The organism is Nitratireductor sp. StC3 (assembly GCF_003015025.1).
GTDB classification, from domain to species: domain Bacteria; phylum Pseudomonadota; class Alphaproteobacteria; order Rhizobiales; family Rhizobiaceae; genus Mangrovimarina; species Mangrovimarina alexandrii.
In genome coordinates this window covers 250,633-271,094 of record NZ_PYBP01000003.1, presented here as the reverse complement: position 1 = coordinate 271,094, position 20,462 = coordinate 250,633, and the positions used below count along the sequence as shown (strand labels likewise).

The following is a 20,462-nucleotide window of genomic DNA, read 5'->3' as shown; positions in this document are numbered from 1 at the left end:
TTCGCACGCCGCTCGGGCTGCCTCGCAAGGCCTCTTTGCCGGGGTCGCGACTTGCTGTAGAAGCGCTGTGATGTCCGATTTCGCTCAGCCAGTCCGGCAATTCGCCTTTCTGCTCGTCGACAAGTTCTCGATGTTTTCGCTGGCCGCGGCGATCGACACGTTCCGTTCGGCCAACCGGACCATCGGCCGCGATCATTACGGCTGGGTCACCGTGTCGCCGGACGGCGAATCCGTCATTGCATCCAACGGGTTGCCACTGAAGGTCGACTATTCCGTGGTCGACATGCCGCGGTCGGAAATCCTGTTCGTATGCGTGGGGCTGGCGCTCGATTTTCCGGGCAAGAGCAAGGTGCTGGGCGCCCTGCGCTCTTGGGGGCGACGCGGCGGCGCGCTCGGCGCCCTGTCGGTCGGTTCGCATCTTCTGGCCGAGGCCGGCCAGCTCGACGGTTATCGCTGCACGATCCACTGGGAAAACCGGGCCGGTTTCCAGGAGCGGTTTCGCGACATCGAATGCACGGGCAATGTGTTCGAGATCGACCGCAAGCGCTACACCTGCGCCGGCGGCACCACCTCGATCGATCTGATGCTGGAGATCGTGCGGGCCGAATTCGGCTCGAGCCTTTCGAACGAGGTCGCCAACCAGTTCCATCACGAGCGCATTCGCGGCGACACCGACCGGCAGCGCATCGGGCCCGAGCGCGACCTGACCGGCAAGTCGGAAAAGCTGAAGAAAATCGTCGCCATGATGGCGGAAAATCTCGACGAGCCGTTTTCGGCGGTCGAGCTGGCCAAAGGAGCGGGACTGTCGGTGCGCCAGGTCGAGCGGCTTTTCCTGCGCCATCTCAACATGACGCCGGGGCGGTACTATATGCGCCTGCGGCTTGAGCGCGCGCGCGAATTGCTGCGCCAGACCAATCTGCCGATCCTCGACGTGGCGATCGCGACCGGCTTTACCTCGCACTCCTATTTCGCGCAGAGCTACCGGCTGCAGTTCGGCCGGCCGCCGAGCGAGGAACGCCGCACGGCATACTGAGCCGGCCTGTCCGGCCCGTGTTCGGCGGCGCCGAGCGGCGTACGGATCGTTACAGCGACGCTTCGGACCGGCCCTGGGCGCGCTGGATGCGCTTTTGTTCCCAGATCTTTTCCTCAAGCGTCTGCCGTTCGAGATCGGCCGTGCTCGGGGCGCGGGTTTCCACGCCGTAGGGAGAGCCGGCACAGCCGGCCAGCGCGAACGGGGTCAGAAGAAGAAAAAGCATTAGGCGTCTTGTCATGGCGCGGGACACTATCGCCTGCCGGCGGCTTCGACAACGGCAATTTATCCAATGGCCCCGTGTTCGGGCGAGCCCGCGCTCGCACGACGCGCGCGGCCAGTAACGGCTTGCTAACGGTCCGGCTTCTTTCTAGCGTCGCGGTATCAACAATATTGGATTCCCGTTCATGAAGACATTGAAATTGCTGGTTGCCGCCGCTGGGTGCGTGCTGGCCGCCACAGCCGCCGGCGCGGCGGAACGCGCCGTCATCGTCCTCGATGCGTCGGGCTCGATGTGGGGCCAGATCGACGGCAAGCCCAAGCTGGAGATCGCGCGCGAGACGCTGTCCGACGTCCTGGCGACGCTGCCGGCCGAGCTCGAACTCGGGTTGATGGCCTATGGCCATCGCGAGAAGGGCAATTGCGCGGATATCGAGCTGATCGTGGAACCAGCGGCGGGCGCGGCACCGCGGATCGCCGAGGCCGCCGGAGGGCTGCGCTTCCTCGGCAAGACGCCGCTTTCGGCCGCCGTCGAGCGCGCCGCCGAGGCGCTGCGTTATACCGAGGACAAGGCGACCGTGGTTCTGATCACCGATGGGATCGAGACCTGCAACGCCGATCCGTGCGCACTGGCGACCAGTCTCGAGCAGTCGGGGGTGGACTTCACCGCCCATGTCGTCGGTTTCGGCCTGTCGCGCGAGGAAAGGCGCCAGGTCGCCTGTCTGGCGGAAAACACCGGCGGGAAATATATCCGGGCCGGCGACGCCGCCGAGCTGAAGGAGGCGCTGACCGAGACGGTGAGCGCGCGCCCGGACGAAGGCGAGAAGGCCGAGGCACCGCCGGTCGCGTTGCCGGCGGCGAGCGTCAAGGCCCCCGACGAGGCGCCGATCGGCTCCGGACTCACGGTCGAATGGAGCGGGCCGGCGGACAAGAACGATTATCTCGACATCGTGCCGGTGGGCTACGAGGAAACGCGCGGCGAACTCTCCTATGCCTATGTCAAGGCGGAGGAGGCGGCCGTTTTGCGCGCGCCCGGCACGGTCGGCGATTATGTCGTGCGGTATGTCTGGGAAGGGCCGGACAAGCGCCACGTGCTGGCGCGGGCGCCACTAAAAGTGGTCGACAGCGCCGTGGCGCTGATCGCGCCGGCGCGGGTGATGGCCGGGAAAGCCTTCACGGTCGAGTGGAAGGGCCCCGGTACGGCGGGCGACTATGTCGACATCGTGCCCGATGGGTATGACAAGACCGGCGGCGAACTCTCCTACGCCTATACGGAAACCGGCAATCCGGCCCGTCTGAAGGCGCCGGGCAATCCGGGGCGTTTCGAGCTGCGCTACGTGCTGCAGGCGCCGGAGGGCCGCCAGGTGCTGCTTGCCGTGCCGCTCGAGGTGACGGAGGCGGTGGCAAGCGTGGCCTTCCCGGCCGAAGTCGAGGCCGGCTCGGTGCTTTCGGTTTCCTGGAGCGGACCGGCCGCCGACGGCGACTATGTCGACCTGGTGCCGGAAGGGTATGAGCGGACAAGCGGCGAAATCGCCTATTTTTATATCGAGTCTTCCCAAGATGGGGAAACCGGGGAACTGGTCGTACCCGGCAAGCCGGGCCGCTATCAGGTGCGCTACGTGCTTCAGGCGCCGGACGGGCGCAAGGTGCTGGCGCGCCAGGCGCTCGCCGTGACCGGCGTCGAGGCCCGGCTGGAGGCGCCCGGGACGGCGGATGCCGGCAGCGGCTTTGCCGTGACGTGGACGGGACCGGCCCGAAGCGGTGACTACGTCGACCTGGTGCCGGCCGGCTACAAGGAGACGTCGGGCGAACTCGCCTACGCCTACACGGACGCGGCCGGCGACAAGGACGGCAAGCGGGTGAGCGAAATCACCGCGCCGGACCAAGCCGGCGACTACGAACTCCGCTACGTGATGGAAGCCAGCGACGGGCGGCACGTTCTCGCCCGTCTGCCGATCACGGTGCGATAGGCGTCCCGAACCGCGCTGGCGGGCGGCGTATTTGCCGCCCGCCGCGCTCAGAACACGGCGGCGCCCTCGTCGGCGCGCGTCGCCATCTGGCGGAACTGCGCAAAAAGCTCGCGGCCAAGCCCGTGCTGATTGCCGGAAAGGTCGGGCTGCGACACGGGGCGGCGCGCCAGTTCGGCCTCATCGACCAACAGCTCCAGCACGCCGTGCTCGGCGTCGACGCGGATCATGTCGCCGTCGACGATCCTGCCGATCGCGCCGCCGGCAAGCGCTTCGGGCGTGACGTGGATGGCCGCCGGCACCTTGCCGGACGCGCCCGACATGCGCCCGTCGGTGACGAGCGCGACCCGTTGACCCCGGTCCTGAAGCACGCCGAGCACGGTGGTCAGCCGGTGCAGTTCGGGCATGCCGTTTGCCTTCGGCCCCTGGAAGCGGACCACGGCGACGAAATCGCCCTGAAGCGTTCCGGCCTTGAAGGCGGCATTGAGCGCCTCCTGGCTCTCGAACACCCGCGCCGGCGCCTCGATCACGCGGCGCTCGGGCTTGACGGCCGAGGTCTTGATGATTGCGTGGCCGAGATTGCCCGAGAGCACCGTCAGGCCACCGCTGACCTGAAACGGCTTTTCATGCCGGGCAAGCACCTTGTCGTCGCCGCTGTCTTCGGGCGCCGGCTGCCGCGCGACCGTGCCATCGGCGCCCAGGCCGGCCTCGATCGTGTAGGCCCGCAGGCCGCTGCCCCATACGGTTTCGGCGTCTTCGTGCAACAGGCCGGCGTCGAGCAGCTCGCGGATCAGGAAGCCGAGACCGCCGGCGGCGGCGAAATGGTTCACGTCGGCAAGCCCGTTCGGATAGACGCGGGCGAGCAGGGGCACGTGGTCGGAGAGGTCGCAAATGTCCTGCCAGGTGAGCCGGATGCCGGCGGCCGCTGCCATCGCGATCAGGTGGATGGTGTGATTGGTCGAGCCGCCGGTGGCGTGCAGGCCGACGACGCCGTTGACGATCGAGCGTTCGTCGATCATGCGCCCGACCGGCCGGTAGTCGTTGCCGAGCGCGGTGATGGCGAGGGCGCGCTGCGTCGCCTCGCGGGTGAGCGCGTCGCGTAGCGGCGTACCGGGATTGACGAAGGAGGCGCCGGGCAAATGCAGGCCCATGATCTCCATCAGCATCTGGTTGGAGTTGGCCGTGCCGTAGAAGGTGCAGGTGCCCGGGCCGTGATAGGATTTCGATTCCGCTTCCAGCAATTCGTCGCGGCCGATCTTGCCTTCGGCGAAAAGCTGGCGCACGCGCGCCTTCTCGTCGTTGGGCAGGCCCGAAGTCATCGGCCCGGCCGGGATGAAGACCGCCGGCAGGTGGCCGAAGCTCAAGGCTGCGATCAAAAGCCCGGGCACGATCTTGTCGCACACGCCGAGATAGACGGCGGCGTCGAACATGTTGTGCGACAGGCCGATCGCCGCCGCCATGGCGATCACGTCGCGCGAAAACAGCGACAGTTCCATGCCGGGCTGGCCCTGGGTGACGCCGTCGCACATCGCCGGCACGCCGCCGGCGACCTGGGCAACGCCGCCGGCCTCGCGCGCGGCCTGCTTGATCAGGGCGGGAAAGCTCTCGAAGGGCTGATGCGCCGACAGCATGTCGTTATAGGCGGTGATGATCCCGAGATTGGGGACCCGGTCGCCTGAAAGATCGGCCTTGTCGCCGGCGGCGCAGGCGGCGAAACCGTGGGCGAGGTTGCCGCACGACAGCACGGACCGGTTCGGCCGCTGGCCGGCGGCCTCGTCGAGACGGGCGAGATAAAGCTCGCGCGTCGGCCGGGAGCGTTCGCGGATGCGGTCGGTGATCGTTTCGATGGCCCGTGCGGCGGTCATGGCTTCTTGTCCTCGCTGGGTGCCCAATAGACGGTTGGCGGGGTGGTGGCGCGCTCGAAGACGGCGCGAATCGGCGCGCTCGACGCCGGGTCGGCCTGCATGGCCTGCTCGAACACGATGCGCTTGGCCTCGCCCTCGATGTGGAGGGCCAGGAAACGGGCCCCGGCGACGAGCGGCAGGCTAAGCGTCAGCCTGTCTTCGCCGGCACTGGGCGCACGCACCGGCAACACGCGCGCGCTCGCGGCGGGGTCGAGCAGGGTATCGAGATTTTCGGCATCGGGAAAATAGGACGCGGTATGGCCGTCGAGCCCCATGCCGAGCACCACCGCGTCGAGCGGCAGCGGACAGTTGGCGAGGCGCTCGTCAGCCGCCGCCGCGGCCGCCGCCAAATCGGCGGTGCCGGACCAGAGCCCGACGAAGCGGGCCTGTTCCGCCCGATCGCGAAGCAGGGTTTCGCGCACCAGTCGTTCGTTGGAGCGTGCCGCGGTCGGCGGTACAAGCCGCTCGTCGACCAGCGCGACCGTGACGCGCTCCCAGTCGAGCGGCCGTTGCGACAACTGCCGGAAAAACCGTGCCGGCGTGGTGCCGCCGGAGACCGCGAGCGTGGCCCGCCGATTGCTGCCAACGGCCTTGTCCAGATGGCCGGCGATCGTGTCGGCCAACGTTTCGGCCAGCATGTCCGAGGTATCGAACGTCTCGAGACGATAAGGGGCGGGCGGGCGCATCAGTTCGGGTCGTGCCAGGTGCGGCCGTCGCGCTCGATCAGCGCCACCGAGCCGGACGGGCCCCAGGTGCCGGCGGTATAGGCCTGGGGCTCGCGGCCGGAATCTTCCCAGGCGGCCAGGATCGGATCGATCCAGGCCCAGGCCGCCTCGACCTCGTCGCGGCGCATGAACAGGGTCTGGTTGCCGCGCACGACGTCCATCAGCAGGCGCTCGTAAGCATCCGGATTGCGTACGCTGAAGGCTTCCGCAAAACTCATGTCGAGCGGCACATGGCGCAGGCGCATGCCGCCGGGACCCGGATCCTTGATCATGATCCACTGCTTGACGCCTTCGTCGGGTTGCAGGCGGATGACGAGCTGATTGGCGTGCACGCGCCCGGCACCGGATTCGAAAATCGAATGCGGGATCGGCTTGAAGGCGATGACGATTTCGGAGGCGCGCGCGCTCAGCCGCTTGCCGGTGCGCAGGTAGAACGGCACGCCGGCCCAGCGCCAGTTGGCGATGTCTGCCTTGATGGCGACGAAGGTCTCGGTCGTGCTTTGACCATTGCCGAGCTCTTCCTGGTACCCCTTGACCGCGCCGCCGGCCGAGGCGCCGGCCCGGTACTGGCCGCGCACCGTCACTTTGGAGACATTGTCGGCGCCGATCGGGGTCAGCGAACGCAAAATCTTGAGCTTCTCGTCGCGTACCGCATCGGCGTCCATCGATGCCGGCGGCTCCATCGCCGCCAGGCACAGAAGCTGCAGGATGTGATTCTGCACCATGTCGCGCAGCGCGCCGGCGCGGTCGTAGTAGCTGACCCGGTCCTCCAGCCCGACCGTTTCGGCGACGGTGATCTGGACATGGTCGATATGGGCGGAGTTCCACAACGGCTCGTAGAGCGCGTTGGCGAAACGCAGCGCCATCAGGTTCTGGACCGTTTCCTTGCCGAGATAATGGTCGATGCGGAAGATCTGGTGTTCGTCGAACACGCCGCCGATCTGGTCGTTGAGCGCGCGGGCGCTCGCCAGGTCGCGGCCGATCGGCTTTTCGACCACGATGCGCGCATCCGCGCTCACCAGGCCATGCTCCTTGAGCTTGGCGCAGATCGAACCGAACAGCGACGGTCCGACAGCCATGTAGAACACCCTGATCCGGTCGCTGTCGCCGATCTCGCGCTTCAGCGCCGCAAAGCCGTCGCCGCTCTTGGCGTCGACGGGGACATAGCTCAGCCGCTCGAGGAACCGGGCGAGTTCGTCCGGCTCGATCTCCTCGGCCCGGACATGCTCGGTGATCGCCGTACGGGCGAAATCGCGGTATTCCTGAGTGCTGAGCTTCGAGCGCGACGCGCCGATGATGCGCGTGGGCTCGGAAAACTGGCCTGCCTGCTGACGCTGGAACAGCGCCGGCAGCAATTTGCGTTCGGCTAGGTCGCCGGTTCCGCCGAAGGCGATGAAGTCGAATGGGTCGACCGGTATGATCTGGCTGGTCATGCGTCGTAATGGCCTCTCGCATGGTGTGGCGACGGATGCGGTCGCTATAATCTAATCGATTTAAGAAGGCCAGCCCCCGCCCGGCGCCGCTTGGCGCTTGACAGTGCGGGAGCAGGCGGGTTTCACCTTCGGGCGACGGCGCATGCGAGCCAGTGCATCACAAAGCGCGCGCGCCGCAAAGAGGGAGCCGAGCCGATGAACACGCATTTCTCGCGCAGCGTCGCCGAAGGCCTGGCCTTCGCGAACTTCATCGACGGCAGATCGCACGAGGCCGCGTCGGGCAGGCGCATCGAGGTCGTGTCGCCGTCCGACGGCAAGGTGTTCGCCTCGATCCCCGAAAGCGGCAAGGAGGATGTCGACTTGGCCGTGCGCGCTGCCCATCGCGCCTTCCACGACGGACCGTGGAGCCGGATGCCGGCGGTGGAGCGCGGACGCTGCCTGACACGGCTTTTCCGCCTGGTCGAGCAAAACGGCGAAGAACTGGCCGCGCTGGAATCGCGCGATACGGGCAAACCGGTGCGCCAGGGCAAGGCCGATGTGACGGCGACGATGCGCTATTACGAATTCTACGGCGGCGCGGCCGACAAGGTGCATGGCGACACGATCCCGTTCCTTGACGGGTATACCGCGCTCACCCTGCGCGAGCCGCATGGCGTGGTTGCCGGCATCATTCCCTGGAACTATCCGCTGCAGATCCTGGCCCGCGTGGCCGGCGCGGCGCTCGCCATGGGCAACACGCTGGTCGTCAAGCCGGCCGAGGACGCGTCGCTGACGGCGATCCGCATCGCCGAACTCGCGCATGAAGCCGGCGTGCCCGATGGCGTCTTCAACGTGGTTACCGGCTACGGGCACGATGCGGGAGCCGCGCTGTCAGGCCATCCGCTGGTCGACTACGTCACCTTCACCGGCTCGACCTTGACGGGAACCGCGATCCAGCAGGCCGCGGCAGTCAACAATCGCGGCGTGACGATGGAGCTCGGCGGCAAGTCGCCGCAAATCGTGTTCGACGACGCCGATCTGGAGGCCGCGCTGCCGGTGCTCGTCAACGCCATCATCCAGAACGGCGGCCAGACCTGCTCCGCCGGCAGCCGGGTCCTGGTGCAACGCCCGGTCTACGAGGCCGTGTCGCGCGCCCTGGCGGAGCGCTTTTCCAAGCTGACGGCCGGCCCGCACGATGCCGATCTCGACCTCGGCGCGTTGATCAACCCGCGCCAGAAGGAACGCGTCGCCGGCCTGGTGGCGGCGGCCGAGGAGGCGGGTGTGCCTATTCTGGCCCGCGGCTCCGTCCATGCCGATGCGCCGTCTGGCGGCTATTATTTCGCACCGGTTCTGTTCGGTTCGGCGGACCCGGACCACGCGATCGCGCGCGAGGAAGTGTTCGGGCCGGTGCTGGCGGTGATGCCGTTCGAGGACGAGGCCGACGCGGTGCGGCTTGCCAACGGCACCGATTACGGCCTGGTCGCCGGCATATGGACCCGCGACGGCGCGCGCCAGCATCGGGTCGCCAAGCGGGTGCGGGCCGGCCAGGTGTTCGTCAACGGGTATGGCGCGGGCGGCGGCATCGAGCTGCCGTTCGGCGGTTTCAAGAAATCGGGCCATGGCCGTGAAAAGGGCTTTGAAGCGCTTTACGACATGAGCGCCACCAAGACGGTTGTGTTCAATCACGGCTAAGGATGGGATAAATGCCGCGCTAAGCGGGGCGGCATCGCCCGCGACACGGCAAGGGACGCAAGTTAGGAACGGCAATGGCACGTCTGAAAGATAAGGTTGCGGTGATCACCGGCGCGGCGTCCGGCTTCGGCGAAGGCATGGCCAAACGCTTTGCCGAGGAGGGCGCGCAGGTGGTCGTGGCCGACCTCAACGCCAAGGGCGCGGAGCGCGTGGCCGGGGAGATCGGCCAGGCGGCGCTGCCGGTGACGGTCGACGTGTCGCTGAAATCCGACATCGACGCCATGGTGGCCGCGGCGATGGATGCCCATGGCCGTATCGACATCGTGGTCAACAATGCCGGCTTCACCCACACCAATCAGAGCATGCTGGATGTCGACGAGGCGACGTTCGACTTGATCGCGGCGGTGAACATGAAGGCGATCTATTTCGCCGCGCGGGCCGTCGTGCCGATCATGGAAGAGCAGGGCGGCGGCTCCATCATCACCACGGCCTCGACGGCGGGGCTCAGGCCGCGCCCGGGACTGACATGGTACAACGCCTCCAAGGGCTGGGCGGTGACGGCGACGAAATCGATGGCCGTCGAGCTCGCGCCGAAAAACATCCGCGTCAACTGCCTGTGCCCGGTGGCCGGCGAAACCGGCATGCTGGCCCAGTTCATGGGCGAGGATACGCCCGAAAAGCGCGCGCAGTTCCGCGCCTCGATCCCGCTCGGGCGGCTTTCGACACCGCTCGACATCGCCAACGCCGCCCTGTGGCTGGCCTCCGACGAGGCCGCCTTCATCACCGGTGTCGCGCTCGAGGTCGATGGCGGCCGCTGCATCTGATCGCGTGCCCCGCGCGCGGAACCGGACCTTTCCCGAAACGTTTCAGCAAGGCCCCAACGGCAGGAGCACAGCGATTTCATGACCGGGCAACAGATTTTCATCTTCTGCCTGCTGGGCGGCGTGTTCGCCTTTCTGGTGTGGGGCCGTATCCGCTACGATCTGGTCGCCTTCGCGGCGCTGATCATCGGCGTTGCCGGCGGCGCCATCCCGGCCGAGCACGCGTTTGCCGGTTTCGGCCACGAGGCCGTCGTCATCATCGCCCTGGTGCTGATCGCCTCGCGCGCGATGATGAATTCCGGCGCGGTCGAGCTGATCGCGCAATATGTCGTCGATGCCGGGCGTTCGCTCTCCAGCCATATCGGGGTGATGTCGGTGGCCGGCGCCGCGCTGTCGGCGATCATCAACAATGTCGCGGCGCTGGTCATCTTGATGACGCTCGACATGGAAACGGCGAAGAAGGCGGGCCGCTCGGTGTCGCTGTCGCTGATGCCGTTGTCTTTCGCCACGATCCTCGGCGGCATGGTCACGATGATCGGAACGCCGCCCAATATCGTGATCGCGCAGTTTCGCGACCGGGCGCTGGGCGAGCCGTTTTCCATGTTCGACTTTTCCCCGGTCGGCCTGGTGTGCGCCATTGCCGGCATCGCCTTCGTGGCCGGTATCGGCTGGCGGCTGATCCCGCAGCGCATCGCGCCGCAAAAGGCGGGCGAAACGGAAAGCGGGCTGTTCGTCGCCGAGGCCGGATTTCCCGAGGGATCCGAATGGGTCGGGCAAACGCCGCGCGATCTGGTCGAAAAGGCCGACGAGCTCGATGTCGCCATTCTCGGCCTCGTGCGCCGTGGCAAGCGTCTGCCGGGTTTCGCCATGGGCGAGGAAATCCGCAAGAGCGATCGACTGGTGGTCGAGGGCGACCCGAAATCGATCGAAGCCTTCACCGGCGCGGCCAAGCTCGACATCGCCGTCAAACCCAAGGAGGAGGGGCTGATCGGCCGGTCGATGACGCTGAGCGAGGTGATCGTGCCGCAGGGCGCGCGCGCCGTCGGCCGCACCGGGCTCGACATGCGGCTTCTGGCCAGGCGCGGCGTGACCTTGATCGGCGTGTCGCGCCAGGGCACCCGTTTTCGCGAACGGGTGCGCAATCTCACCATCCAGGCCGGCGATGTGCTGCTGCTGCTCGGACCGGAAAACCGGGTCGCCGACGCGGTCGAGTGGATGGGTGCCATGGCGCTGGCCGACCGCAGCCACGCGGTGATCCAGCGCAGCAAGGCGCTGCTGGCGATCGGGATCTTTGCAGCCGCGATCGCCGCCTCGGTGATCGGGCTGATCAGCCTGCCGATCGCGCTCGCGGCCGCGGTGGCGCTTTATGCTTTGTTCAACATCGTCAACGCGCGCGAGGTCTACGAAACGGTCGAGTGGCCGGTCATCGTGCTGCTCGGCTCGCTGATCCCGCTCGGGCTGGCGCTGGAGGAATCGGGCGGCACCGAACTGATCGCCAACGCGATCGTCGCCCAGACCTCGTTCCTGCCGGCCTGGGGCATTCTCGCCGTGCTGATGGTCGTCACCATGACCCTGTCCGACTTCCTCAACAATGTCGCCACCGCGCTGATCGCGGCGCCGATCGCCGTCGGCATCGCCAACTCGCTCGGCGTGTCGCCCGATCCGTTCCTGATGGGCGTGGCGGTCGCGGCCTCGTGTGCCTTCCTGACCCCGATCGGTCACAAGAACAACACCATCATCATGGGGCCGGGCGGCTATCATTTCGGCGATTACTGGCGCATGGGCCTGCCGCTGGAAATCCTGATCATCGTGGTCGCCGTCCCGGCGATCCTGTTCTTCTGGCCGCTTTAGGCACGGGCCGGGGCGCCTTTTGGCTTGACCGCAGGCGAACCCGGCCCGATCCTCGAAAAAAAACGTGGGGTCGGGAAAATCATGCACAAGGTCGCCATCAGCGGCACCGGCATCTTCACGCCGGATCAGGTCATCACCAATGCCGAGCTCGTCGCCTCCTACAATGCGTATGCGACAGGCTGGAACCAGGCCAACGGCGCAGCGATCGAGGCGGGCGAGATCGAGCCCAAACCGATGTCGAGCGAGGCGTTCATCGTCAAGGCGTCGGGCATCGAGCGTCGCCACGTGATCGACAAGACCGGCGTGCTCGACCCGCAGGTCATGCACCCGATCTTTCCCGAACGGGCCGATGACGAATTGTCGATGATGGCGGAGATCGCCGTCGCCGCGGCAAAAAAGGCGCTTGCGCGCGCGGGACGAAACGCTGCCGACATCGACGCGGTGATCTGCGCGGCCTCGAACCACGAGCGCGCCTACCCGGCGGTCGCCATCGAGGTCCAGCAGGCACTCGGCATCGAGGGGTTCGCCTTCGACATGAACGTTGCCTGTTCCTCGGCGACGTTCGGCATCCAGGCCGCCGCGGACATGATCCGTTGCGGCACGGCGCGGGCGATTTTGATGGTCAATCCCGAAATCACGTCCGGCCATCACGAATGGCGCGACCGCGACTGTCATTTCATCTTCGGCGACGTATGCACGGCGGTGGTGGTGGAGCGAGCCGACGACCTGGCCTCGGGCAATGCCTGGGAGGTGTTGTCGACGCGGTGCCTGACGCTCTATTCCAATACGATCCGCAACAATAACGGTTTTCTGCGCCGGACCCGCGTCGGCCACATGGAAGACCGACGCGACATGCAGTTTTACCAGGAGGGCCGGAAGGTTTTCAAACAGGTGGTGCCGGTCGTGGTCGACCTGATGCGCGGGCACTTGGCCGACGAGGGCGTGGAGCCGGCTGACTTGGCGCGGCTTTGGCTCCACCAAGCCAACAAGAACATGAACGATTTGATCGGCGAAAAGGTGCTCGGGCGGACGCCGAGCCGGACCGAGCAGCCCAACGTGCTGCAGGATTATGCCAACACCTCCTCGGCCGGCTCGATCATCGCCTTTTCGCACTATTCGGACGACCTGCCGTCGGGCAGTCTCGGCGTGATCTGCTCCTTCGGTGCGGGCTATTCGGCCGGCAGCGTGATCGTCCGGCGGCTATAGAGCAGCCGACGCGAACCGGGCGTCAGACGCCGCTACGACCAGAATGCCGGCGAAAGCAGCACCAGCACCGCGAGTATTTCCAGCCGGCCGAGGATCATGGCGGCGTCGAGAACCCATTTCGCCGCGCCGGGAAGCGGGGAGAAATTGCCGGCGGGGCCGACAATCTCGCCCAGGCCCGGTCCGACATTGGTCAGGGCGGTGAGGGCGCCGGTGGCGGCGGTCATGAAATCCAGCCCCGTTGCGGCGAGCAGGATAAGGGTTATGGCCCAGGTCACCACGAAGGCGCAGATGAACAACACGGCGGTGTCTTGCATGTCGGTATCGATGCGCCGGTCGCCGTAGCGAACGGTCGCGACGCTGCTCGGGTAGACGAGGTGCCTCAGGCCGGCGCGCACGGTTTCGAACAGGATCAGGAAACGGTAGGCCTTGATGCCGCCGGCGGTGGAGCCGGAGCAACCGCCAAGGATCGTGGCCAGGAACGCACACGCGACGGGAAAGGCGCCCCACAGCGAATAGTCGGCGCTGGCAAAGCCGGTGGTGGTGATCAGCGAGACGAAATTGAAGGCGGAATGGGTCAACGCCTCGAAGGGCGTATAGTCGGAGTGAAGCCGAAGATAGACCGCGACCGCCAGGGTGAAGATCACGCAAAACCCGACATAGACGTAGATCTGGCGGTCGCCCAGCGCCTCCAGACGCCCGCGCAGGACGAGCAGCATCAGGATCGAGAACGGCAGGCCGGCGACGAACATGAAGACCGTTCCCACCCAGATCACGGCGCCGTTGTCGCCGTAATAGCCGAGCGAGGCATCATGGGTCGAAAACCCGCCCGTCGCCAGCGTCGTCATGGCGTGATTGACGGCGTCGAAGCCGGTCATGCCGGCCGCGGCATAAGAGAGCGCGCATAGCAGCGTGAGCACGCTGTAGATGCCGACCAGGGCCAGGGTGAAGGTCGAAAACCGCGCAAAGGGCCGGTCCGCGGTATCGGAGGATTCGATGCGGAAAAACGACAGGCCGCCTATGCGCAGAAACGGCAATACGAACAGCCCCAAGGCCACCACGCCGAGCCCGCCCATCCATTGCAGCAGCGAGCGCCACAAAAGCAGCCCCGGCGGCAGCGCGTCGAGGCCCGAAATCACGGTCGATCCCGTCGTCGTCAACGCGGATACGGATTCGAACACGGCATCGGTCAAGTCGAGACGGATCGAGGCGAGCATGAAGGGGATGGCGCCGATGAGCGCCGAGGTGACCCACAACAGATTGACCAGAAGGAAGCCGAACCGGGCGTTGACGCTGGGAGGGCTCGCCCGGGTGGCCAGTGCGCAGGCGGCTGCCGGCGCGCCGACAAGCAGCGCCGAGGAGACGAAGACCCGCCAGTCGGGATTGTCGAGGAAATAGTCGACGGCCGCCGGCACGAGCATCGCCGCGGCGAAATAGAGCGCGAACACCGCCGCCAAAAAGGCGGAGAACCGAAGCTGCGTTTCCGACATCAGGGGTCTTTCGGATGCCTCGCTCTGGCCGGCCTTCCTCCCGCGGCGGCAGGCCACGTTATTGGCTTATGCGGGCAGCGGCAAGATTGCATCCGCGACGAGAGCCGGGCCGGCGGTGTCCGGTCCGGCCGTTTGTCGGTTAACGATATCTTAACAATTTTCCCGCCAGAGGCGGCGCTTGTATTAGATATGTCGGCAATCGCTTGAATAGTCGGCGTACAGGGGGACGGTCATGATCGCGATAATTCGGCAGCCGCATTTCGTGCGTGCGACCGGGCTTCTCATTGGTCTGGCCGCCGCGATCATGGTGATCCGCCTCGGCACGCTAGGGCAGGGGTATCGGTTTCTGGAAAAGTTTCCGCCCGACTTCTCGACCGTCGGCTGGATGCGCTTTGGCGGTTCGGCGATCGCCGCCTTTCTGATCTATCTGGCGCTCAGACCGGCCCGGCATCAGACGCGCCCCTTCCTGACTGATTGTACCAGCACGCGGGTTGGAAAGCTGTTTGCGTGGGTGAGCCTTGTGACCGTGGCGGCGACGATGGCCGGAGTCGTGCTTATCCCGCAGAGGCTTTATCCGCTGGTGACGGACGGGGCCGTGGTGCAGACCATTTCCGAACTGTTTTTGGCCATCGCGATCGGGCTGGCGCTGTTTGCGGCGGTGCGTTCGCGCACGGTGGCTGCGGCACGGATCGGCATCGTTCCCGCGCCGCTGGTGTTTGCCGCCATGGCGCTGGTGACCTTTCTGATCCTTGGCGAGGAGATGTCCTGGGGCCAGCATTTGATCGGCTGGCAGACGCCCGACACCTTTGCCGGAAACATCCAGAACGAAACCAACCTGCACAATTTCTACACGTATCGCTTCGAGACGGCCTATTATCTGTCGGCGTTGGTGCTGTTTTTTGTTCTGCCCTATGCATGGCCGAAGGTGCCGGGGCGGTGGTTGAAGCCTTTCGCGTTTTTCGTCCCGCCAGCAGGGTTCGTGCTGATCGCGGCGCCGATTTCGGGCCTGTTTTACGAGTATTGGAACGTGGTGCCGATGCAGGTCGCCTTCGCGCTCGGCGTGATCCTGCTTGTCGACTGCGCTTTTGACCGCAGCCGCGGAACGCCCGGCGCGCGCGCCTTCGCGGGGCTGTGGGCGGTGACGATGATCGCTTCGCAGGCCGTGTTTCTGGTTTTCGGCGGGCGGATGAGCGAGGGGCACGAATTGTCGGAGGTTCGCGAGTTTTTGATCTCGCTGTTGATGCTGGCCTATCTGATCTGGATCAGCGGCCGGCTGCTGGCGACGTCGCGCGGGCTGGCATAGGACCAAACGCTCCCGGAATCGGCGGTGGTGCGGCGCCGCCGGTTCGGCTCAGGCCACGACCGCGCGCCGGTACAGATGCCAGGTTGCGTGGCCGAGCACGGGCAGCGTGACGAACAGGCCGAGGAAGAACGGCACGCAGGACAAAAGCACCAGCACGGTCACGGTGACGCCCCAGACGATCATCGTCACCGGGCTTGCCAGCACCGTCTTGACGCTGGTGATCATTGCGGTGACGAAATCGAGTTCGCGCTCCAGCAGTAGCGGGATCGAGATGACGGTGATCGAAAACAGCACCATCGCCAGAACCGCGCCGACCACATGGCCGACCGCCAGGAAGGTCCAGCCTTGCGGCGTGGTGAAGACCACGTCGAGGAACCGCTCCAGCGTGGCGAACGACATTCGTCCCAGGACGAGCGCGACCAAGAGGCGGATCTGATACATCCAGATCCAGAACACGAACAGCATCACGAACGCCATCCATGACAATTCGCGGGTGCGCTGGTGCCAGACCACCGCCAGGATCGCCTTCCAGTCGAGCGGCTGGCCGGCCTCGAGCCGGCGGCTGACCTCGTAAAGACCGACGGCGGCGAACGGTCCGATCAGCGGAAAGCCGATGGCGAAGGGATAGATCATCCACGGCACGCGCCAGATCGTCAGGCCGAGTACGATGACCATGCCGCCGAGCGCGAACACACCGCCGAAGAAAAGCCCGAACAGCGGCGCGCGCGCGAAATCGTTCAGCCCCTGCATCATTGCCGCGCGAATATCCGCACCGGTGATCGCCGCCACCACGGGCATTGCCGGCTTCGCGCCATCGTTCGGACTGGCCATCGTCTCCTCCCGAAAAGCCCCTGTCGCCCAGGCCCGCACCGCCCGGCGCGCCAGCTTCTTCTCTCCCACTGTCGCTTATGACGAAGAGGCCGGCAACCGGCTTTGACCAGGATCAAGCCGGTCGGCGCTTTCGTGTCGCCGGCCTCAGATGCGGTCGCGCAGCGCGTACCAGTTCAGCGCCAGGAACAACAGCGGCGCGCGCATGCGCCGCCCGCCCGGGAAGGGCGGTACCTTCAATTCCTCGAGCAGTCTCAGCCGGTCGCGATTGCCGGCAACCGTCTCGGCATAGAGCTTGCCGGTGAAATTGGACAACATCACCCCGTGACCCGAATAACCGCCCGCCGCGATCACGTTCGGCATCACCTCGCGCACGAACGGCTTGCGCGGCATGGTGATGCCGACAAATCCGCCCCAGGCATGGGTGATCTCGACATCGCGCAGGGCGGGGTAGACCTCGGCGATCTGGCGGCGGATCTGCGCGCCGATATCCTTGGGATCGTCGGTGGAATAGACTTCCCGGCCTCCAAACAGAAGCCGCCCGTCGGCGGAGCGACGGAAATAACGCACCACGAAACGCGAATCGTCGATCGCCTCGCCGCCCGGTATCACCGGGCTGTCGTTGCCGAGGGGGGGCGTGGCGCCGATGAAGGAGCCGATGGGCATGACATGGGCGGCGCTGACCGGCTCGAGATCGCCGCCATAGGCGTTGACGGCGATCAGGCATTTGTCGGCGCTGACGGTGCCGGTGTCGGTGCTGATGGTGACCTTGCCGCCGGCCGTCCGGATGCCGGTGGCCCGTGTGTGTTCATGCAGGCGCGCGCCGGCCCGGCTGGCGACGCGCGCGGTGCCGACGACGAGCTTCAGCGGGTGGATATGGCCGGTTCCGGTATCGCGCACGCCGCCGAAATAGCGTGTCGAGCCAACCCGCCGGGCGGTTTCGTCGGCGTCCATATAGGTCAGATGCTCGTAGCCGAACCGCGCGGCCATCAGGTCTGCATGGGCGCGGTAGTCGTCGACATAGCGCTTCTTGTGGGCGACGGAGAGCTGCCCCGGCCGGTAGTCGATGTCGATTGCGTGTGTGGCGGCGAAGTCGAGCAGATGCGCCTTGGCCTCCTCGGCGAGATCGAACAGCGCCTTGGCCCGCGACAGGCCGAGCTCGGCTTCCAGCTCCTCGGCCCAGGCGCGCTGGCCGGTGCCGAGTTGGCCGCCATTGCGCCCCGAGGCGCCGTCGCCGAAGCGGTGCGCCTCGATCAGGACGACGTCGACGCCGGCCTGTGCCAGATGCGCGGCGGCCGAAAGCCCGGTAAAACCGCCGCCGACAATGGCCACGTCGGCCCGGCAGTCGCCCGCAAGCGGGGCGTAGCGCGGCCGTTCGCCGACGGTCGCCTCGTACCAGGACGAGCCGGGCGCGATGGGTGAGGGGTCGTTCATCGATGCACCTTCGGGCGAGCGGACGCGCGGCCGCCGCGCGGCGGGCGGTCTTTTGGGCGCGGTCCCGTGCGACATCGTGCCCTCATCCTTTCTTTGCGCCTTTCATCGTCACGGCTCACACGGCGACTACACGTTTAAAAGCAGATATTCACGCTCCCACGGGCTGATCACCTCCATGAAGGTCTCGAATTCGGCTTTCTTGATCGCGCCGTAGGTGGAAATGAAGGACGCCCCGAGCATGGTCCGCAAGGCGTCGTCGGCCTCAAGCAGGCCAACCGCCTCGAGCAGGCCGCGCGGCAGGTCGATCTCCTCCTCGTTGGCGGCCTTGCCGACCGGCGCCTCGGGCTCGATCCGCTCGGCGATGCCGATCAGACCGCAGGCGAGCGAGCCGGCGAGCGCCAGATAGGGATTGGCGTCGGAGGAGGGAATGCGGTTTTCCACCCGGCGCGCCGAAGGGTCGGAGCGCGGAATGCGGAAAGCGGTGGTGCGGTTGTCGTAGCCCCAGTCCGTGTTGACGGGGGCCGAGGCCGCCTTGGTCAGCCGCCGGTAGGAATTGACATAAGGTGCCATCATCACCAGCGCGCTGGGCATGTGGCGCTGCATCCCGCCGACGAAATGGCGGAACGCCTCCGTCTCCTCGCCATTCTCGTCGGAGAAGATGTTGCGACCGCTGGACAGGTCGACGACCGACTGATGGATGTGCATGGCCGATCCCGGCTGCCCCTGGATCGGCTTGGCCATGAAGGTCGCGTAGGTGTCATGCTTGAGAGCCGCCTCGCGGATGGTGCGCTTGAACAAGAACACCTGGTCGGCAAGCTCGACCGGATCGCCGTGGCGCAGGTTGATTTCGAGCTGGCCGGCGCCTTCCTCGTGGATCAGCGTGTCGATCTCCAGGCCCTGCATCTCGGAAAAATGGTAGATATCGTCGATCAGCTCGTCGAATTCGTTGACACCGGCGATCGAATAACCCTGGCCGCCGCCGATCGGTCGGCCCGAACGCCCCACCGGCGGGGTCAGCGGATAGTCGGGATCGGGGTTCTTGTGAACAAGGTAGAACTCGATCTCGGGCGCCACAACCGGGCGCAGGCCACGCTCGCCATAAGCCTTGACCACACGTTTGAGCAGGTTGCGCGGCGTGAATTCGACCGAGCGGCCGTCCTGATGGACGAGATCGCAGATCACCTGGGCGGTGGGATCCGATTCCCACGGCACCGCCGAAAGCGTCGACAGGTCCGGCAACAGTTTGAGATCGCCGTCATCGGCCGGGTAGGTGAAGTCGCCGCCATCCTGTGGATAGCCGCCCGAAATCGTGGTCATGAAGACAGCCGACGGCAGGGCCAGCGAGGTGTTGGAGGTGAACTTGCTCGACGGCATCATCTTGCCACGGGCCACGCCGGCCTGATCGGGCGTGATGCACTCGATGTCCTCGATGTCGCGCCAGTCCAGCCAGGCGCCGGCCTCTTTCCAGTTCTTTACGCCGCGGAGATTCTTCAGAAAGGCGGGAGGGCGCTTCTTGCTCGCGCGCCCCGCTGCCCGGACGTCCTTTTTTTGGGGGGGCATCGATCACCAATTATTGCTTGAACGGGGCGACTATAGACGCCGGGCGGGCCGCTAGGGAAGGGCCCCGGCTCGGCGCAGTCAGCTATAGTCGCCATTGCGCGCCCGCACCGCCTCGATCGCCGGCTGGAGCCGGTCGACGGTGATCGGGCGGGCCACCACGATGTCGACGACGGCAGCGCCGTTCGGGGCCTGGGCGGGGTCGGTCGTGGCCGACAGCACGATGACGGCCGGCAGCGCGCGGGCATGGGCCGCACGCTGCGCGGCAAGCCGCTCGAACAGGGCGCCGCCCGCCGGGTCGTCGGCCGGCAAATCGAGAATGACGATCGAGGGCAGGTCGGTTTCCAGGGCGTGGGCGGCCAGTTCCGGCGGTGCGGTTCGTGCCTTCAGCCCGGCCCGTTCCACAATCCTGGAGACGACGACGCCGTTGATCGTCGATCTTCCGATTACCAGGACCGCCGGGGTCTTGTTCGCACTGCCTGCCATGCTGCCACTTCCGTCTTTTCAGTCGTCCGAGCGCATTCGCGTCACCGCCGGCGGAACGGAGGTAAATTCAATGTAGGGTTGTATTTTCGATCGCCAGCTTCATAAGGAAACTGTGTGCCGGTAGGCAAGGCTTTTCTTGATGGTCGCGGTATTTTTAACCGGAACCGCCAAAACGGCGAAGCCGCGCGCCATCGGACGCGCGGCTTGGTTGGTTTCGATGCGGTCCGGCCGGGTGCGGGCCTGACCGCGAGGGGCTCAGCCCTGTCCCTGGGTCACGATCACCGGAATCAGCAAATCGCCCCAATTGCCGGCGCCGCCATGATGGCGCGCGGAGCGGACGAGCTCCACCGAAACGCCGGCCTCGACGGCCTTCATCACCGACTGGTTCAGGCGGTGGAGATCGTTGGCCACCATGCGGATCGCCGCCTGCTGGTCTGTGTTCATGCTGGAAGCCTGTTCCTCGGCGCGTTCCTTGACACGTGTTCTCGGGGCCATCTGCACACTCCTTTTGTATCCTGGCCTCGTTTGCCGTTGGGGCTT

General features: G+C 66.3%; 17 protein-coding genes. 7 read left to right on the top strand and 10 right to left on the bottom strand.

All coding sequences use genetic code 11. The annotated features are described in order from the left end of the window. Nucleotides 1-70: 70 nt before the first annotated feature. Nucleotides 71-1,033 carry a GlxA family transcriptional regulator gene (locus C7T96_RS08420; protein WP_106570759.1) on the top strand — a complete coding sequence of 321 codons (963 nt, stop codon included), beginning with the start codon at nucleotides 71-73 and terminating at the stop codon, nucleotides 1,031-1,033. A gap of 49 nt (nucleotides 1,034-1,082) precedes the next feature. On the opposite strand, the gene C7T96_RS23995 is transcribed toward C7T96_RS08420, so the two are convergent. Beyond that, nucleotides 1,083-1,256 carry a hypothetical protein gene (locus tag C7T96_RS23995; protein WP_158264325.1) on the bottom strand — a complete coding sequence of 58 codons (174 nt, stop codon included), beginning with the start codon at nucleotides 1,254-1,256 and terminating at the stop codon, nucleotides 1,083-1,085. Nucleotides 1,257-1,437: 181 nt separating this feature from the next. Here C7T96_RS23995 and C7T96_RS08415 point away from each other — a divergent pair, with 181 nt between their 5' ends. Further along, nucleotides 1,438-3,219, top strand: a complete 1,782-nt coding sequence (locus tag C7T96_RS08415) for a VWA domain-containing protein (protein WP_106570758.1) — start codon at nucleotides 1,438-1,440, stop codon at nucleotides 3,217-3,219. Nucleotides 3,220-3,266: 47 nt separating this feature from the next. On the opposite strand, the gene edd is transcribed toward C7T96_RS08415, so the two are convergent. The 3 genes from edd to zwf are packed head-to-tail and all read right to left on the bottom strand — an operon-like array spanning nucleotide 3,267 to nucleotide 7,278. Beyond that, nucleotides 3,267-5,081, bottom strand: a complete 1,815-nt coding sequence (gene edd, locus C7T96_RS08410; protein ID WP_106570757.1) for a phosphogluconate dehydratase — start codon at nucleotides 5,079-5,081, stop codon at nucleotides 3,267-3,269. After that, nucleotides 5,078-5,806 carry a 6-phosphogluconolactonase gene (gene pgl, locus C7T96_RS08405; RefSeq protein ID WP_106570756.1) on the bottom strand — a complete coding sequence of 243 codons (729 nt, stop codon included), beginning with the start codon at nucleotides 5,804-5,806 and terminating at the stop codon, nucleotides 5,078-5,080. Before pgl ends, edd begins: the two co-directional genes overlap by 4 nt. Next, nucleotides 5,806-7,278: a glucose-6-phosphate dehydrogenase gene (zwf, locus tag C7T96_RS08400; protein ID WP_106570755.1), complete on the bottom strand. Its 1,473-nt coding sequence runs from the start codon at nucleotides 7,276-7,278 to the stop codon at nucleotides 5,806-5,808. The genes pgl and zwf overlap by 1 nt, the downstream gene beginning before the upstream one ends. A gap of 195 nt (nucleotides 7,279-7,473) precedes the next feature. Between zwf and C7T96_RS08395 the strand changes: the two genes are divergently transcribed. The 4 genes from C7T96_RS08395 (at nucleotide 7,474) to C7T96_RS08380 (ending at nucleotide 12,827) form a co-directional block, all read left to right on the top strand. After that, nucleotides 7,474-8,949, top strand: a complete 1,476-nt coding sequence (locus tag C7T96_RS08395) for an aldehyde dehydrogenase family protein (RefSeq protein ID WP_106570754.1) — start codon at nucleotides 7,474-7,476, stop codon at nucleotides 8,947-8,949. A gap of 74 nt (nucleotides 8,950-9,023) precedes the next feature. After that, on the top strand, nucleotides 9,024-9,773 hold the full coding sequence (locus C7T96_RS08390; protein ID WP_106570753.1) for an SDR family oxidoreductase: 750 nt from the start codon (nucleotides 9,024-9,026) through the stop codon (nucleotides 9,771-9,773). Between the two features lie 78 nt (nucleotides 9,774-9,851). Further along, nucleotides 9,852-11,621 (top strand): SLC13 family permease, encoded by a 1,770-nt coding sequence (locus C7T96_RS08385; RefSeq protein WP_106570752.1) that lies wholly within the window; start codon nucleotides 9,852-9,854, stop codon nucleotides 11,619-11,621. A gap of 81 nt (nucleotides 11,622-11,702) precedes the next feature. Further along, a complete protein-coding gene (locus C7T96_RS08380; protein ID WP_106570751.1) occupies nucleotides 11,703-12,827 on the top strand; it encodes a beta-ketoacyl-ACP synthase III in 1,125 nt (374 codons plus the stop codon). A 32-nt stretch (nucleotides 12,828-12,859) separates the two neighbouring features. Here the strand turns inward: C7T96_RS08380 and C7T96_RS08375 are convergent, their stop codons facing one another. Then, on the bottom strand, nucleotides 12,860-14,314 hold the full coding sequence (locus C7T96_RS08375) for a TrkH family potassium uptake protein (RefSeq protein WP_106570750.1): 1,455 nt from the start codon (nucleotides 14,312-14,314) through the stop codon (nucleotides 12,860-12,862). A 232-nt stretch (nucleotides 14,315-14,546) separates the two neighbouring features. Here C7T96_RS08375 and C7T96_RS08370 point away from each other — a divergent pair, with 232 nt between their 5' ends. Beyond that, entirely contained in the window at nucleotides 14,547-15,617 is a 1,071-nt protein-coding gene (locus C7T96_RS08370; protein ID WP_106570749.1) for a hypothetical protein, read from the top strand. Nucleotides 15,618-15,665: 48 nt separating this feature from the next. Here C7T96_RS08370 and C7T96_RS08365 read toward each other — a convergent pair whose 3' ends face one another. From C7T96_RS08365 to C7T96_RS08345, 5 genes are all read right to left on the bottom strand, one after another. After that, nucleotides 15,666-16,448 carry a DUF2189 domain-containing protein gene (locus C7T96_RS08365; protein WP_106570748.1) on the bottom strand — a complete coding sequence of 261 codons (783 nt, stop codon included), beginning with the start codon at nucleotides 16,446-16,448 and terminating at the stop codon, nucleotides 15,666-15,668. A 144-nt stretch (nucleotides 16,449-16,592) separates the two neighbouring features. Next, nucleotides 16,593-17,879: an FAD-binding oxidoreductase gene (locus C7T96_RS08360; protein ID WP_106570951.1), complete on the bottom strand. Its 1,287-nt coding sequence runs from the start codon at nucleotides 17,877-17,879 to the stop codon at nucleotides 16,593-16,595. A 126-nt stretch (nucleotides 17,880-18,005) separates the two neighbouring features. Further along, nucleotides 18,006-19,439: a glutamine synthetase family protein gene (locus C7T96_RS08355; protein ID WP_106570747.1), complete on the bottom strand. Its 1,434-nt coding sequence runs from the start codon at nucleotides 19,437-19,439 to the stop codon at nucleotides 18,006-18,008. A gap of 78 nt (nucleotides 19,440-19,517) precedes the next feature. Further along, nucleotides 19,518-19,922 (bottom strand): response regulator, encoded by a 405-nt coding sequence (locus tag C7T96_RS08350; protein ID WP_106570746.1) that lies wholly within the window; start codon nucleotides 19,920-19,922, stop codon nucleotides 19,518-19,520. A 255-nt stretch (nucleotides 19,923-20,177) separates the two neighbouring features. After that, the gene (locus C7T96_RS08345) at nucleotides 20,178-20,417 is read right to left on the bottom strand and encodes a hypothetical protein (RefSeq protein WP_106570745.1); all 240 of its coding nucleotides are present in this window, start codon (nucleotides 20,415-20,417) and stop codon (nucleotides 20,178-20,180) included. Between the last annotated feature and the right edge of the window lie 45 nt (nucleotides 20,418-20,462).

What these genes read in the sequence shown, in the direction of transcription:
- edd (WP_106570757.1), bottom strand. Translation starts at nt 5,081, where the DNA reads ATGACCGCCGCACGGGCCATCGAAACGATCACCGACCGCATCCGCGAA.
- C7T96_RS23995 (WP_158264325.1), bottom strand. Translation starts at nt 1,256, where the DNA reads ATGCTTTTTCTTCTTCTGACCCCGTTCGCGCTGGCCGGCTGTGCCGGC.
- C7T96_RS08420 (WP_106570759.1), top strand. Translation starts at nt 71, where the DNA reads ATGTCCGATTTCGCTCAGCCAGTCCGGCAATTCGCCTTTCTGCTCGTC.
- C7T96_RS08390 (WP_106570753.1), top strand. Translation starts at nt 9,024, where the DNA reads ATGGCACGTCTGAAAGATAAGGTTGCGGTGATCACCGGCGCGGCGTCC.
- C7T96_RS08395 (WP_106570754.1), top strand. Translation starts at nt 7,474, where the DNA reads ATGAACACGCATTTCTCGCGCAGCGTCGCCGAAGGCCTGGCCTTCGCG.
- C7T96_RS08360 (WP_106570951.1), bottom strand. Translation starts at nt 17,879, where the DNA reads ATGAACGACCCCTCACCCATCGCGCCCGGCTCGTCCTGGTACGAGGCG.
- C7T96_RS08370 (WP_106570749.1), top strand. Translation starts at nt 14,547, where the DNA reads ATGATCGCGATAATTCGGCAGCCGCATTTCGTGCGTGCGACCGGGCTT.
- pgl (WP_106570756.1), bottom strand. Translation starts at nt 5,806, where the DNA reads ATGCGCCCGCCCGCCCCTTATCGTCTCGAGACGTTCGATACCTCGGAC.
- C7T96_RS08415 (WP_106570758.1), top strand. Translation starts at nt 1,438, where the DNA reads ATGAAGACATTGAAATTGCTGGTTGCCGCCGCTGGGTGCGTGCTGGCC.
- C7T96_RS08350 (WP_106570746.1), bottom strand. Translation starts at nt 19,922, where the DNA reads ATGGCAGGCAGTGCGAACAAGACCCCGGCGGTCCTGGTAATCGGAAGA.
- C7T96_RS08345 (WP_106570745.1), bottom strand. Translation starts at nt 20,417, where the DNA reads ATGGCCCCGAGAACACGTGTCAAGGAACGCGCCGAGGAACAGGCTTCC.
- C7T96_RS08380 (WP_106570751.1), top strand. Translation starts at nt 11,703, where the DNA reads ATGCACAAGGTCGCCATCAGCGGCACCGGCATCTTCACGCCGGATCAG.
- zwf (WP_106570755.1), bottom strand. Translation starts at nt 7,278, where the DNA reads ATGACCAGCCAGATCATACCGGTCGACCCATTCGACTTCATCGCCTTC.
- C7T96_RS08365 (WP_106570748.1), bottom strand. Translation starts at nt 16,448, where the DNA reads ATGGCCAGTCCGAACGATGGCGCGAAGCCGGCAATGCCCGTGGTGGCG.
- C7T96_RS08375 (WP_106570750.1), bottom strand. Translation starts at nt 14,314, where the DNA reads ATGTCGGAAACGCAGCTTCGGTTCTCCGCCTTTTTGGCGGCGGTGTTC.
- C7T96_RS08355 (WP_106570747.1), bottom strand. Translation starts at nt 19,439, where the DNA reads ATGCCCCCCCAAAAAAAGGACGTCCGGGCAGCGGGGCGCGCGAGCAAG.
- C7T96_RS08385 (WP_106570752.1), top strand. Translation starts at nt 9,852, where the DNA reads ATGACCGGGCAACAGATTTTCATCTTCTGCCTGCTGGGCGGCGTGTTC.